General features: G+C 66.5%; 12 protein-coding genes. 9 read left to right on the top strand and 3 right to left on the bottom strand.

Annotated features, from left to right (window positions below; translation table 11 throughout):
- The 6 genes from ACYP5B_RS40275 to ACYP5B_RS40250 form a co-directional block, all read left to right on the top strand.
- The coding region (locus ACYP5B_RS40275) for an SbcC/MukB-like Walker B domain-containing protein (RefSeq protein ID WP_459573369.1) at nt 1-1,962 on the top strand (1,962 nt) is incomplete at its 5' end.
- A gap of 523 nt (nt 1,963-2,485) precedes the next feature.
- Nucleotides 2,486-3,169, top strand: a complete 684-nt coding sequence (locus tag ACYP5B_RS40270) for a 3-oxoacid CoA-transferase subunit A (RefSeq protein ID WP_400098811.1) — start codon at nt 2,486-2,488, stop codon at nt 3,167-3,169.
- 20 nt (nt 3,170-3,189) lie between these two features.
- Entirely contained in the window at nt 3,190-3,837 is a 648-nt protein-coding gene (locus ACYP5B_RS40265; protein ID WP_400098809.1) for a 3-oxoacid CoA-transferase subunit B, read from the top strand.
- 93 nt (nt 3,838-3,930) lie between these two features.
- Nucleotides 3,931-5,133: a 3-oxoadipyl-CoA thiolase gene (pcaF, locus tag ACYP5B_RS40260; RefSeq protein ID WP_318234013.1), complete on the top strand. Its 1,203-nt coding sequence runs from the start codon at nt 3,931-3,933 to the stop codon at nt 5,131-5,133.
- 222 nt (nt 5,134-5,355) lie between these two features.
- Nucleotides 5,356-6,087 carry an SDR family NAD(P)-dependent oxidoreductase gene (locus ACYP5B_RS40255; RefSeq protein WP_459573368.1) on the top strand — a complete coding sequence of 244 codons (732 nt, stop codon included), beginning with the start codon at nt 5,356-5,358 and terminating at the stop codon, nt 6,085-6,087.
- A gap of 125 nt (nt 6,088-6,212) precedes the next feature.
- The gene (locus ACYP5B_RS40250; RefSeq protein ID WP_318234015.1) at nt 6,213-7,232 is read left to right on the top strand and encodes a Bug family tripartite tricarboxylate transporter substrate binding protein; all 1,020 of its coding nucleotides are present in this window, start codon (nt 6,213-6,215) and stop codon (nt 7,230-7,232) included.
- 238 nt (nt 7,233-7,470) lie between these two features.
- Here ACYP5B_RS40250 and ACYP5B_RS40245 read toward each other — a convergent pair whose 3' ends face one another.
- Nucleotides 7,471-7,692 carry a hypothetical protein gene (locus tag ACYP5B_RS40245; RefSeq protein ID WP_318234016.1) on the bottom strand — a complete coding sequence of 74 codons (222 nt, stop codon included), beginning with the start codon at nt 7,690-7,692 and terminating at the stop codon, nt 7,471-7,473.
- Between the two features lie 311 nt (nt 7,693-8,003).
- Here ACYP5B_RS40245 and ACYP5B_RS40240 point away from each other — a divergent pair, with 311 nt between their 5' ends.
- The gene (locus tag ACYP5B_RS40240; protein WP_400098802.1) at nt 8,004-8,549 is read left to right on the top strand and encodes a PadR family transcriptional regulator; all 546 of its coding nucleotides are present in this window, start codon (nt 8,004-8,006) and stop codon (nt 8,547-8,549) included.
- A gap of 108 nt (nt 8,550-8,657) precedes the next feature.
- Here ACYP5B_RS40240 and ACYP5B_RS40235 read toward each other — a convergent pair whose 3' ends face one another.
- The gene (locus ACYP5B_RS40235) at nt 8,658-9,659 is read right to left on the bottom strand and encodes an NAD(P)H-dependent flavin oxidoreductase (RefSeq protein WP_400098800.1); all 1,002 of its coding nucleotides are present in this window, start codon (nt 9,657-9,659) and stop codon (nt 8,658-8,660) included.
- Between the two features lie 68 nt (nt 9,660-9,727).
- The gene (locus ACYP5B_RS40230; RefSeq protein ID WP_400098818.1) at nt 9,728-10,108 is read right to left on the bottom strand and encodes a nuclear transport factor 2 family protein; all 381 of its coding nucleotides are present in this window, start codon (nt 10,106-10,108) and stop codon (nt 9,728-9,730) included.
- Nucleotides 10,109-10,491: 383 nt separating this feature from the next.
- Here ACYP5B_RS40230 and ACYP5B_RS40225 point away from each other — a divergent pair, with 383 nt between their 5' ends.
- Complete coding sequence (locus ACYP5B_RS40225) at nt 10,492-11,520, top strand: tyrosine-type recombinase/integrase (protein ID WP_459573403.1); 1,029 nt, start codon at nt 10,492-10,494, stop codon at nt 11,518-11,520.
- Nucleotides 11,521-11,692: 172 nt separating this feature from the next.
- A complete protein-coding gene (galE, locus tag ACYP5B_RS40220) occupies nt 11,693-12,712 on the top strand; it encodes a UDP-glucose 4-epimerase GalE (RefSeq protein WP_400098798.1) in 1,020 nt (339 codons plus the stop codon).
- The last annotated feature ends 39 nt before the right edge of the window (nt 12,713-12,751 follow it).

Genomic DNA, 12,751 nt, shown 5'->3' with positions numbered 1-12,751 from the left:
CAGCGGCTCGGCGTGCTGCAGCAGGCGTTGCAGGCTGCAGCACGCCAGCAGGCGCAAGCGGGCGCGGCCCATGCCGGGGCGCTGCAGGCGCAGCAGCAAGTCACCGCCACGTTGCGGCAGGGCGAGGCTGGCCTGGCCCAGGCACAGGAAGGCGCGCGCGGGCTGGAGACGATCCAGCTCAAGCAGGCCGGCCTGGCGCAGCAGGCGGCCACGCTCGACAAATACGCATCCACGCTGGCGCAGTGCGAACAAGCGCGCCGCCAGGCCGAAGCCGACCAGCTCGCCGCGCGGCAAGCCGGCACGCAGCAGGCGGCAAGCCTGCTGCGCTTGCGCGAGACGGAGCAGGCCTGGCGGGCCGGGCAAGCCGCGCGGCTGGCGGCCGGCTTGCATGCTGGCGAGGCGTGCGCGGTCTGCGGGAGCACCGCGCACCCGCAACTGGCGCAGCACGTCGATGCACCAGTCTCCGACGAGGCACTGGACCTGGCCCGCGAAGCGGCCCGGCTTGCCGATCAGGCGGCGCAGGGCGCGGCCAGCCGCGCGCAGGCCGCGCTGCTGGCGGCAGCGCACCGGCAGGAGCAACTGGATGAACTGCGCGAAGCGGTCGGGGCAGCGGGCATGCCGGCCGGCGCCGCGCAGGACCCGGCGGCGGCCAAGCTGCAGCTGGCCGGCGCCATCCAGGCGCTGCGCCAGCTGCAACAGGCGGCAGAGGCGGCCGCCGGCCGCTGCCAACCGCTGGCCGCGGAAGTTGAGCGGCAACAAGCCGCCCTCACGGCAGCCGAGGCAGCCATTCGCGCCGCCGATGCCGCCGCGCAGGATGCAGGCCAGCGTCACGCCAAGCTCCAGGGCGAATGGCAGGCAGCCAGCACGCAGGTGCCGCCGGACTGGCGCGAGCCAGAGCGGTTGAACGGCGCGCTGGCACAGGCACGCCGGGACCTTGCCGCGCGCGAAGCCGCGCTGGCCGCTGCGCAGGCTGCTGACAAGCAGGCTGGCGCGGGGCTGGCGGCAGCTTTGGCCGCGCAAGCCGCCGCGCAAGCGAGCCTTGCCAGTCATGCACAGCGGGAGACGCAGGCGGGCGCCGCATTCACGAGCGCGCTGGAACAAGCCGGCTTTGTCACCCGCCAGGCTTATGCCGAGGCGCGGATGCCGGGAGCGCAGATGGAGCAGGCCGAGGCCGGGGTCAATCGCTTCGACCTCGATCTGGCCGCCGCCGGCGATCGCCGCGAGCGGGCCGCCATCGCCGCACGCGACCTTGCGCCCCCGGATTTGCCGGCCCTGCGCCAGGCCCAGGCGGACGCCGCCGGCGCGCTCGAGGCGCTGGTCCGGCAGCAGGCCGACCTGCACCGCAGCCGCGAGAACCTGCTGCAATGCCAGCAGCGGCTGGATGCGCTGGCCAGCCAGGGTGCGGACATCGAGCGCAGCTACGCCGTGCTCGGGCGGCTGGCCGAGGTGGCCAACGGCAACAATCCGCGCCGCATGACATTCCAGCGTTTCGTGCTGGCTACCTTGCTCGACGAGGTGCTGGAAGCGGCCTCGCTGCGGCTGATGCGCATGAGCCGCAACCGGTATGAACTGCAGCGCGTGCGCCAGCAGGGCGACCAGCGTACCGCCGGCGGGCTCGACCTGGAGGTGCTCGACCACGACACCGGCATGGCGCGCCCGGCCAATACCCTGTCCGGCGGCGAGGGCTTCCTGGCGTCGCTGTCGCTCGCGCTGGGCCTGGCCGACGTGGTGCAGTCGCGCGCGGGCGGGATCCAGCTCGATACCCTGTTTGTCGACGAAGGCTTCGGCACGCTCGATCCCGAAAGCCTGGATTTCGCCATCCGTACCCTGATCGACCTGCAGCAGGCCGGGCGGCTGGTGGGCATCATTTCCCACGTGGCGGAGCTGCGCGAGCGCATCGATGTGCGGCTGGAGATCCGGGCCGGAGCGGGCGGCAGCCGGGCAGAGCTGCAATTGCCTTAGCGGGCTGGGACTCCCTCAGCAAGGCTCGATGGGCGTAAGCTTAGCCAGCTGACGAGGCCGGATCTGCGTTGTCGTGCCCCCCACTTGTGGGAGAGGGAGCGACAGCCGTCGTCATGGCGCGCGGCTTTGGCCCGTTCGGTGGATTCGGCTAGTGCATCATATTTGTCAGCAGTCATTTTTCAAGCATCCGCGGGCAGGCGCGCGAGGGACCTTACAACTGCCCTACAGTCGTGGCCGGCTAACGCACAAGCGATTTCTCGGCGCCTTGACCACCCACGGACAGGGGGTGTAACCTGTTCATTCTGCGAATTGAAGTTCGCAATTAGAACAAACCACGATAATAAGAAAAACCAAAGTCTGTTGGATTCGTTTCCGGCGGCGCGCCTTTTGCAAGCGGAGGGCGCCCAAGCCGGATGGCTCTTCCGGCAGGACTGTCCGGAGACAGCGTTTGCGCGCCGCCTGATTTCCCTCCTTGGCGGCCGGTTCCGGATAGTTCGTCCGGACTCTCGGAACTGGAACGCAAGTGATCAACAAGCTATTCGACTCGGTGGAATCGGCCATGGCCGATATCCAGGACGGCGCCACCATCCTGATCGGCGGCTTCGGCATGGCAGGCATGCCGGCGGAGCTCATCGATGCCCTCATCGCCCAGGGCGCCCGCGACCTCACCATCGTCAACAACAACGCCGGCAATGGCGACACTGGCCTGGCCGCGCTGCTCAAGACCGAGCGCGTGCGCAAGATCATTTGCTCCTTCCCGCGCCAGGCCGATTCCTACGTCTTCGATTCGCTCTACCACGCTGGCAAGATCGAGCTGGAACTGGTGCCGCAGGGCAACCTGGCCGAGCGCATCCGCGCCGCCGGCGCTGGCATCGGCGGATTCTTCACCCGCACCGCGTATGGCACGCCGCTGGCCGAAGGCAAGGAAACCCGCATCATCAACGGCCAGGGCTACGTCTACGAGACGCCGATCCATGCCGACTTTGCCCTGATCAAGGCGCTGCGCGCCGACCGCTGGGGCAACCTGACCTATCGCAAGACCGCGCGTAACTTCGGCCCGATCATGGCGATGGCGGCCAAGTGCCCCATCGTGCAGGTCAGCGAGATCGTCGAACTCGGCGAGCTGGACCCGGAACACATCGTGACCCCGGGGTTGTTCGTCAAGCGCGTCGTCAAGGTCGACGGCGCCAGCCAAGCTGCTGCCTGAGCGCCAAGGAGATCCAGAATATGCAACGCCTGACCCGCGATCAGATGGCCGCCCGCGTGGCCAAAGACATTCCCGACGGTGCCGTGGTCAATCTCGGCATCGGCCTGCCCACCCTGGTCGGCAATCACCTGCCGGCCGACCGTGAAATCCTGCTGCACAGCGAAAACGGCCTGCTCGGCATGGGCAAGGCACCGCCCGCCGGCGAGGAAGACGGCGACCTGATCAACGCCGGCAAGCAGCCGGTCACGATCAAGCCGGGCGGCTCGTATTTCCACCATGCCGATTCCTTTGCCATGATGCGTGGCGGCCACCTCGACTTCTGCGTGCTGGGTGCTTTCCAGGTATCGGTGAAGGGCGACCTGGCCAACTGGCATACCGGCGCGCCGGGTGCGATTCCCGCTGTGGGCGGTGCCATGGACCTGGCGATCGGCGCCAAGGAAGTGTTCGTGATGATGGAACACCAGACCAAGCAGGGCGAGAGCAAGATCGTGGCGGAGTGCACGTATCCGCTGACCGGCATGACCTGCGTCACGCGCATCTATACCGATCTGGCCACTATCGACGTCACGCCCGACGGCCTGGTGGCACGCGACCTGGTCGAAGGCCTGTCCTTCGACGAGCTGCAACGCCTGACCGGCGTGCCGCTCAAGCAGGGTGTTTCGGCCTGATCGATGGCCTGACCGATGGCCTGATCGAAGGGGCCCCCGACGAGCACGCTTCCAAGCTTCACGCTTTCACGAACAAGCAAGAGAGAGACAACCATGACCGAAGCCTTCATCTGCGACGCCATCCGTACCCCCATCGGCCGCTACGCCGGCAGCCTGTCCGGCGTTCGCCCGGACGATCTGGGCGCGGTGCCGCTCAAGGCCCTGATGGCACGCAACCCGAACCTGGACTGGTCCGCCATTGACGACGTGATCTACGGCAATGCCAACCAGGCCGGCGAAGACAACCGCAACGTGGCGCGCATGTCGCTGCTGCTGGCCGGCCTGCCGCAAAGCGTGCCGGGCGCCACCATCAACCGCCTGTGCGGCTCGGGCATGGACGCCACCGGCACCGCGGCGCGCGCGATCAAGTCCGGCGAAGCCGGCCTGATGCTTGCCGGCGGCGTGGAAAGCATGAGCCGCGCCCCGTTCGTGATGGGCAAGGCCACCAGCGCCTTCTCGCGCGATGCGCAGATCTTCGACACCACTATCGGCTGGCGCTTCATCAACCCGGCGATGCGTGCGGCTTACGGCGTGGATTCGATGCCCGAGACCGCCGAGAACGTTGCTACCGACTACAAGATCAGCCGCGAAGACCAGGACCTGATGGCGCTGCGCAGCCAGGAAAAGGCATCGCGCGCGCAAGCCGACGGCACGCTGGCACAGGAAATCACCGCTGTGACAATCGCCCAGAAGAAGGGCGACCCGCTGATCGTCGAGCGCGACGAACACCCGCGTGCCACCAGCATGGAAGCACTGGGCAAGCTGCGCGGCGTGGTTCGCGCCGACGGCACCGTGACCGCGGGCAATGCCTCGGGCGTGAATGACGGCGCCTGCGCCATCCTGCTCGCCAGCGAAGCCGCGGCCCGCCAGCACGGCCTGACGCCCAAGGCTCGCATCGTCGGCATGGCTACAGCCGGCGTTGCGCCGCGCGTGATGGGTATCGGCCCGGCACCGGCATCGCAAAAGCTGCTCAAGCAACTCGGCATGACCATCGACCAGATGGACGTGATCGAGCTGAACGAGGCTTTTGCCGCGCAAGGCCTGGCCGTGCTGCGCGAACTCGGCGTGGCCGACGACGATGCACGCGTCAACCCCAACGGCGGTGCGATCGCGCTGGGCCACCCGCTTGGCATGAGCGGCGCCCGCCTGGTCACCACTGCCATGTACCAGCTGCACCGCACCGGCGGCCGCTACGCGCTGTGCACGATGTGCATCGGCGTGGGCCAGGGCATCGCCATGGTGATCGAGCGCGTCTGATCGTAGCCGCCTGATCGTTTGAGGCCTCGGCGCCCGCGGGTTTCGGCTCGCGGGCGCCGTCCGCTAAAGAATGCCGCGCGGCCGCCGTTAGTACCCGGTGGAAGTGCAGGCTGACGAAGTTTCCCAACGCAAAGAAGCAGCGCGACAGGGCCGACTGGCTCGCCGGCTCTCGTCGCATCCTCTTCAGCATGACCCGGTGCCCCTTGCCGGTCGGAGTAAGCGATGTCCCTTCCCGTTGCCACGCTCGTTACCGGCGCCAGTTCCGGTATCGGCCGCGCCATCAGCGAAATGCTGCTGGCCGATGGCGTGACCCAGGTGGTCAATGTCGACTATGTTGCCCCCACCTGGTCCCATCCCAATATGACGTTTGTCCAGGCCGACCTGACCAATGCCGACGCGACCCGCGCCGCCGCCGAGCAGGTGACCTCGCGCTTTGCCGTGACCCGGCTGGTCAACAATGCCGGCGCCACCCGCCCCGGCACGGCCGACACGGCGCGCGTCGAAGACCTGGACTACGTGGTTGGCCTGCACCTGCAAGCCACCCTGCTGCTGACCCAGGCCTGCCTGCCCGCGATGCGCGCGGCACGCTTTGGCCGCATCGTGAACATGGCTTCGCGCGCGGCGCTGGGCAAGCCGGAACGCGTGGTGTATTCCGCCACCAAGGCCGGCCTGATCGGCATGACCCGCACGCTCGCGATGGAGCTCGGCGGCGACGGCATCACGGTCAATGCCGTGGCGCCCGGCCCGATTGCTACCGACCTGTTCCGCAAGAGCAACCCCGAAGGCAGCGAGCAGACCAAGCGGATCCTCGCCAGCATCGCGGTCAAGCGCATGGGCACCCCGGAAGACGTGGCTCGCGCCTCGATGTTCTTCCTGTCGCCGGAGAACGGATTCGTGACCGGCCAGGTGCTATATGTGTGCGGCGGCACCACCCTCGGCGTCGCACCCGTGTAGTCCCGCGGCGTGACCGGTGCCAAACGCGCATCCGTCATCACGCCGCAGCATTTAGTCCGTAGAAAACTAAAAAAGATGACCCGCGCCACAAGCGCGGGCTTACAGCGATTTATCCTGGAGCAAACATGAAATCCCATTCCCAAGCTCGCACCCCGCACAACAGCGCGCGCCGTCGCCTGCTGGCTGCCGGCGTGGCATTGGCTGCCACCTTCGGTGGCATGACCAGCGCGGCCTACGCGCAAGGCAACTACCCGACCAAGCCGATCACCATGATCGTGCCATTCTCGGCCGGCGGCACCACCGATATCCTGGCACGCATCGTCGGCCTGCAACTGGGCAAGGCGCTTGGCCAGCCGGTGGTGATCGACAACCGTCCGGGCGCGGGCGGCAATATCGGCGCATCGATCGCGGCCAAGGCCCCGGGCGATGGCTACACCCTGTTCATGGGCACCATCGGAACCCACGCCATCAACCAGTCGCTGTACTCCAAGCTGCCGTTCGACCCGGTCAAGGATTTCGCGCCGATCTCGCGCGTGGCGATGGTGCCGAACATCGTGGTGGTGAACCCCAAGGTGCCGGTCAACAACATCAAGGAACTGATCGCCTACGTCAAGGCCAACCCGGACAAGCTGTCGTACGGTTCGTCGGGCAGCGGTTCGTCGATGCACCTGTCGGGCGAGTTGTTCAACTCGATGACCAACCTGCACATCCAGCATATTCCGTACAAGGGCAGCGCCCCGGCGGTCAACGACCTGCTGGGCAACCAGATCGGCCTGATGTTCGACAACATGCCGTCGTCGTACCCGCACGTGAAGGCCGGCAAGCTGCGCGCCATCGCCGTGACCTCGGCCAAGCGCTCGCCGGCGCTGCCGAACGTGCCGACCGTGGCCGAATCCGGCGTGCCGGGCTATGAAGCGACGTCCTGGTTCGCGCTGTACGCCACCGGCGGCACGCCGCAGCCGATCGTCGATCGCCTGAATGCGGAAGTGGTGAAGATCCTGGCCATGCCGGAAGTGAAGAAGCAGATGGCCGACCAGGGCGCGGAGCCGCATCCCGAGAAGCCGGCTGAACTGGCCGCATTCATGAAGACCGAAGCGGCCAAGTGGGCCAAGGTGGTGAAGGCTTCGGGCGCCACGGTGGACTGATCGGTTCCTGCATGGCTGCCCCGGCCCGGACTTCTTGCCCGGGCCGATGACAGTAAAATGGCCGGCCCTTCTGGGCCGGCTTTTTTGCTTGTGCTTGACGTGTGGCCGCGCTCAGGACAGAAAAAAGCCCGCGATTCGCTTGCGGGCCCAATCCTGGCCCACACACAGGGCAGGAGGAGACAGGGGAGGAAAGCAATACTAGATACTAAGAGACGGTGCACGGCGGGCGCCGCAGCCGTCAGGCCAGGCTGTACTTCACAACCTGTTCTTCCACGCCCACAAAACGCACCAGCTGGCGCAAGCCGCTGGCGTACTCCTTGATATGGTGCCCGTCCGGCGTATCGGGCAGGCGGTAGTACACCGGCATTGTAGTAGCCGGTGCGGGCTGGCCGGCGGCTTGGGGCCCGTCGGCTTCCCACGGGACATCCCGGTCTTCGGCGAAATCTGTTTGTCCTGGCATGGACCACTCCTGATGAATGACTGGCATGGCTGTGCCGCGGCCGAGAACCGGCAACAGGCATGCGGGATGACTATGTCTGCAAATGTATTGCACCATGCCGAAAAATGCTATTTAGCATTTTTTAGATCTGCATCAGCGTTGTCGTTACCTTGTCATTTTTCATGCTTCCAACGGTTGGAAATTGGCGGTATCCGTAGGCGGCAGCCTTGGCGGGGCCTGGCTTTGCGCTACCATAGGCGCTCGCCACCCAAAGCCATGGCGGCAGCAACATGCCGCTACCGGGCGACCGGCCTCCACGTCACGCTTCCCGCATGTCCGTTCAGCACGCACTCCTGACTTCCCTTCTGGAAAAACCGTCCTCCGGCTATGAGCTGGCCCGCCGCTTCGACCGCTCCATTGGTTATTTCTGGCATGCCACGCACCAGCAGATCTATCGGGAGCTGGGCCGCATGGCCGAGCACGGCTGGATTGCCGCGGATGAGGGGGAGGGCGACGCCAGGAATCGCAAGAAGGTCTACTTCGTGCTGCCGCCAGGGCGCGACGAGCTGGCGCGATGGGTGCTGGCGCCCACCGCAGGGCTGGACCTGCGCGATGAAATCCTGGTGAAGCTGCGCGCCGATGCTGTCGTCGGCCCGCTCGGGCTGGGACCGGAGATGGAACGGCTGATCGGCCTGCACCGGGAGCGGCTCGAGACCTATCGCCAGATCGAGCGGCGCGATTTCTCCGCCACGCACCCCACGCGCGCGCAACAGGTGCAGCACGCCCTGCTCAAGCGGGGCATCCGGTATGAAGAGGATTGGGTGTCCTGGGCCGAGGAATTGTTGCCGCTGCTGGGCAAGCAGGACGATCCGGCCTGAAGTCGCGCCGGGCGATCTCGCGCCCGGCGGATGGGAAATGGGTGCAAATAGGGTGATCAGGCGGGTGGCCAGGCGCAGCGGCGCGCCTGGCCACCGTCAACAACAGGCTCAGGCCAGGTCGGCCGCCGTCGCGCCGTTGGCGTAAGCCGCTGCCGGGGCCAGCCCGAGGCGGCGGCGCGCCAGCGCGTATTCCTCGCTGAAACGGCGCACCAAGTCAGCGGCCGGCACCACGCGCTTGATCGCGCCCACGCCCTGGCCAGCGCCCCAGATGTCTTTCCATGCCTTGGCGCTGCCCGAACCGAAGTTCATCTTGGATGGATCCGATTGCGGCAGCGCTTCCGGGTCAAGCCCGGCATTGACGATGCTCTGGCGCAGGTAGTTGCCGTGCACGCCGGTAAAGAGGTTCGAGTAGACGATGTCCGACGCAGTGCTGTCGACGATCATCTGCTTGTAGCCGGCCTGTGCGTTGGCCTCTTCGGTGGCGATAAAGGCCGAGCCCACATAGGCCAGGTCGGCGCCCGCGGCCAGCGCCGCGAGGATGCCATCGCCGCTGGCGATGGCGCCCGACAGCAGCAGCGGGCCGTCGAACCACTCCCGGATTTCATGCAGCAGCGCAAACGGCGACAGCACGCCGGCATGGCCGCCCGCGCCCGAGGCGACCGCGATCAGGCCGTCGGCGCCTTTCTCGATGGCCTTGCGTGCGAAGGTGTTGTTGATGATGTCGTGCAGCACGATGCCGCCATAGGAGTGCACGGCATCGTTGACTTCCTTGCGCGCGCCCAGCGAGGTGATGACGATGGGCACCTTGTAGCGCACGCACAGTTCCAGGTCGTGATCGAGCCGGTCATTGGACTTGTGCACGATCTGGTTGACCGCGAACGGCGCCGACGGGCGGTCCGGATGCTTGGCATCGTGCTCGGCCAGCTCGGTGGTGATGCGGTCCAGCCAGTCATTGAGCACCGGGCCCGGGCGCGCATTGAGCGCCGGGAAGGAGCCGACCACGCCGGCCTTGCACTGGGCGATCACCAGGTCGGGGTTGGAGATGATGAACAGCGGCGAGCAAACCACTGGCAGCGAAAGACGGTTCTGGAGAATGGCGGGAAGTGACATGGCGTTTCTGCGAGAGTGAAAACAGTGGACCGGATAGGGATACGGGATACGGGGATACGGCGACGCGCTCAGGCGCTGGCGCCCTGCAGCACGGATTTCTGGCTGGCGAGCCGGGCACCCATGGCGGCGGCGAGCGCGTCCAGGCCGCTCTTCGGGCGGACCATGACCTCGAAGTCGTCGATCTTGCCGGCGTCGTTGAAACGGATCATGTCGATGGCCTTGACGGATTTGCCATCGACCAACGCACTGAACTCCAGCACCACGCTGCGCCCGTCGTCGCTGACAAAGGTGCGGTGGTAGCGGAAGTCCTGGAAGACCTGGTTGACGGATTCCAGCACCATGCGCAGGGCGACGCGCCCCGGGTACGGCGTGTGGGCGACGGGCGAGTGAAAAACCACTTCGTCCGCCACGATGCTGTCCAGGTCGGCCATGGAATGGGTGGCGATCATGCGGTGCCAGATGGCCAGCGAGGCCTGCGCCGCGGCTGACAGGGTTGCTTGGGTCACGGTGTCTCCTCCGGGATGGGCCGAGGGCGCGGGAATCGCCCGTTCCGGCACGCTGCGCTGGTCCGCCCGCCCGGGATGGGGCACAGGCTGCGGCGGTTTGCACATCACTATGCAACCAGTTGCATAGCGATGTGTGAAAGGTAGCAGCAGACAGCGCCAATTGCAATGGCCTGGCGTTTAATGTGACCTATAAGGTGTATTCTTGATTGCCGGGCGGAGTCAGTCCCGCCTTCGGCAGGGGGCAAACGAACGCTGTCTTTTGTGGCGATTTGTCTACAATACCGGCATTGCCGCAAACCAACGCAGGAGCGCGAGTGAGTACTGACATGAGCGCCAACGGGCCATCCCCCGCCTTGTTCGATGCTGACCTGGAGGCCTGGCGGAAGCAGCCGGAGCGAGCCTTCGATGGCTGGCTGGCTAGCCACGGCTTTCGCCATGGCACGGCTGTGGTGTACCGCGCGATGTGGGGCAAGCTCTTGCGCTGGTCGGGCGAGCGCGGGTTGGCGCCGCTGTCCTGGTCGGCGGAGCAGATCGGGGCCTTCCTGGATGAGCAGGATCTGCACAAGCACCACCGTTACCGCTACACGCGGCTGATCGAGCGCGTCTTCCATCATCTATCGCTATTGCAGGACGGCTTGCACAACCCGGCCAGCCAGGCAGTGCGCACTCACCTTGCCGAAGGCGAGAACGATCCCACCGCCTTCCTGCTGCCCGCCGAGCGCGATGCCCTGATTGCCCGCGTGCTGGCGCCGGCGGCCCTGGCGGCCGGGCAGGACGGCGCCGCGTTGTCGGCCACCCAATGGAAGCGCGCCCGCGACACCGCACTGGTGGCCGTGTTGCTGGGCGCAGGCCTGAAAGTGGGCCAGGCGCGTGGCCTGGGCATCGACAGCATCGCCGAGGATGCCGCAAGGCTGCGCCTGGTCCGCGCCGACAACGGCCGCGCCTACGAGGCGCCGGTCTTTGCCTTCGCGCGGGCGGCGCTGCTGGCCTGGCTGGAAGTCCGCTCCCGTACCGGCACGCTGGGCAACCTGGTGTTTCCGGCCATGCCAAGCGGACGGCACTTGCACGCGGCCTCGCTCTACCGCCGCGTGGAGATCCTGCTCGACGAGGCCGGCGTGCTGGCGGGGCGCAGCGAGCGCGCGTCGCCGCAGACGCTGCGCAATACCTGCGGCGCACTGCACTTCGAGGCTGGAGCCGGCCCGGCCGAGGTGGCGCAATGTCTCGGCATGCGCGACCTGGAGTCCGGCTGGCGCTTGCGCGCAGCCTTTGAGGCCTGGCAGTCACGCGCGGGCCTGAAACCGGCGCACGGCGGTGCCGGTGACACAGGCGCGACAGATATGGCCTGCTATGCTTAGCACCCCTTTCGACTCATTTCGATCCGATGCGGGCAACCCTGGCGGGGCGCGGCTGCGGCCCGTCAGGACAGTGCCGCGGTATTGCAACCTGAAGCATGGATTTCGCGCGTTGCACCGTGCGCGCTGTCCTGGCCCCCTTACGTCTCTTTTCACAACTTATTGATGAATCGCTATGTCTGAAACCTTGCTGCTGACGGGAGCCACCGGTTATATCGCCTCGCACACCTGGGTCGCCTTGCTCGAGGCCGGCTATCACGTGATCGGCCTGGATAATCTCTGCAACAGCAATCGCGTCGTGGTTGAGCGCCTTGCGCAGATTACCGGCCAGAGCCCGCATTTTGTCGAGGGCGATGTGCGGGACCGCGCTTTGCTGGACCGTTTGTTCGCCGAACACCGGATCTCGGGGGCGATTCATTTCGCGGCACTCAAGGCGGTGGGGGAATCGGTCAGCAAGCCGCTGGATTATTACGACAATAATCTCAATGGCCTGCTCACCCTCTGCTCGGCCATGAACGCGGCTGGCGTGAAGCAACTGGTGTTCAGCTCCTCCGCCACCGTTTATGGCAATCCGCATACGGTGCCGATCCTGGAGGACTTTCCGCTGTCGGCCACCAATCCGTATGGCCAGACCAAGCTGATGAGCGAGCAGATCCTGCGTGACCTGGAACTGTCGGACCCTGCCTGGCGAATCGCCTACCTGCGCTATTTCAATCCGGTGGGCGCGCACGAAAGCGGGCTGATCGGTGAAGACCCGGGTGGCGTGCCGAACAACCTGATGCCTTATGTGGCGCAAGTCGCCGGCGGGCGCCGCGAGAAACTGCAGGTGCACGGTGGCGACTATCCCACTGTCGATGGCACCGGCGTGCGCGACTACATCCATGTTTGCGATCTGGCAGCCGGCCACCTTGCGGCCCTGGTCTACCTGCGCGACAAGCAGCAGTGCCTGACTGTCAATCTCGGCACGGGCCGAGGCTACAGCGTGCTGGAAGTGGTCGCGGCCTACCAGCGCGCCAGCGGGCGCCCGGTCCCCTACGTGATCGGGGATCGCCGGCCCGGCGATATTGCCTCGTGCTACGCCGATCCCGCGTTGGCGCAAAAGCTGATCGGCTGGCGCGCGCAGCACGATATCGACCGCATGTGCGAGGATTCGTGGCGCTGGCAGTCGATGAACCCGCTGGGGTTTGCCAGCTAAGTTGCCTGGCCGCACGCGCGGGCACGTTGGCAAGCGGGG

Source organism: Cupriavidus sp. 8B (assembly GCF_054589115.1).
The sequence above is the reverse complement of the archived record's forward strand: the minus strand, read 5'-3'. Positions and strand labels throughout refer to the sequence as shown.

Bases quoted from the DNA above. Each gene is read 5' to 3' on its own strand.
- ACYP5B_RS40265 (WP_400098809.1), top strand. From the start codon at position 3,190: ATGCAACGCCTGACCCGCGATCAGATGGCCGCCCGCGTGGCCAAAGAC.
- pcaF (WP_318234013.1), top strand. From the start codon at position 3,931: ATGACCGAAGCCTTCATCTGCGACGCCATCCGTACCCCCATCGGCCGC.
- ACYP5B_RS40255 (WP_459573368.1), top strand. From the start codon at position 5,356: ATGTCCCTTCCCGTTGCCACGCTCGTTACCGGCGCCAGTTCCGGTATC.
- ACYP5B_RS40250 (WP_318234015.1), top strand. From the start codon at position 6,213: ATGAAATCCCATTCCCAAGCTCGCACCCCGCACAACAGCGCGCGCCGT.
- ACYP5B_RS40245 (WP_318234016.1), bottom strand. From the start codon at position 7,692: ATGCCAGGACAAACAGATTTCGCCGAAGACCGGGATGTCCCGTGGGAA.
- ACYP5B_RS40240 (WP_400098802.1), top strand. From the start codon at position 8,004: ATGTCCGTTCAGCACGCACTCCTGACTTCCCTTCTGGAAAAACCGTCC.
- ACYP5B_RS40235 (WP_400098800.1), bottom strand. From the start codon at position 9,659: ATGTCACTTCCCGCCATTCTCCAGAACCGTCTTTCGCTGCCAGTGGTT.
- ACYP5B_RS40230 (WP_400098818.1), bottom strand. From the start codon at position 10,108: ATGATCGCCACCCATTCCATGGCCGACCTGGACAGCATCGTGGCGGAC.
- ACYP5B_RS40225 (WP_459573403.1), top strand. From the start codon at position 10,492: ATGAGCGCCAACGGGCCATCCCCCGCCTTGTTCGATGCTGACCTGGAG.
- galE (WP_400098798.1), top strand. From the start codon at position 11,693: ATGTCTGAAACCTTGCTGCTGACGGGAGCCACCGGTTATATCGCCTCG.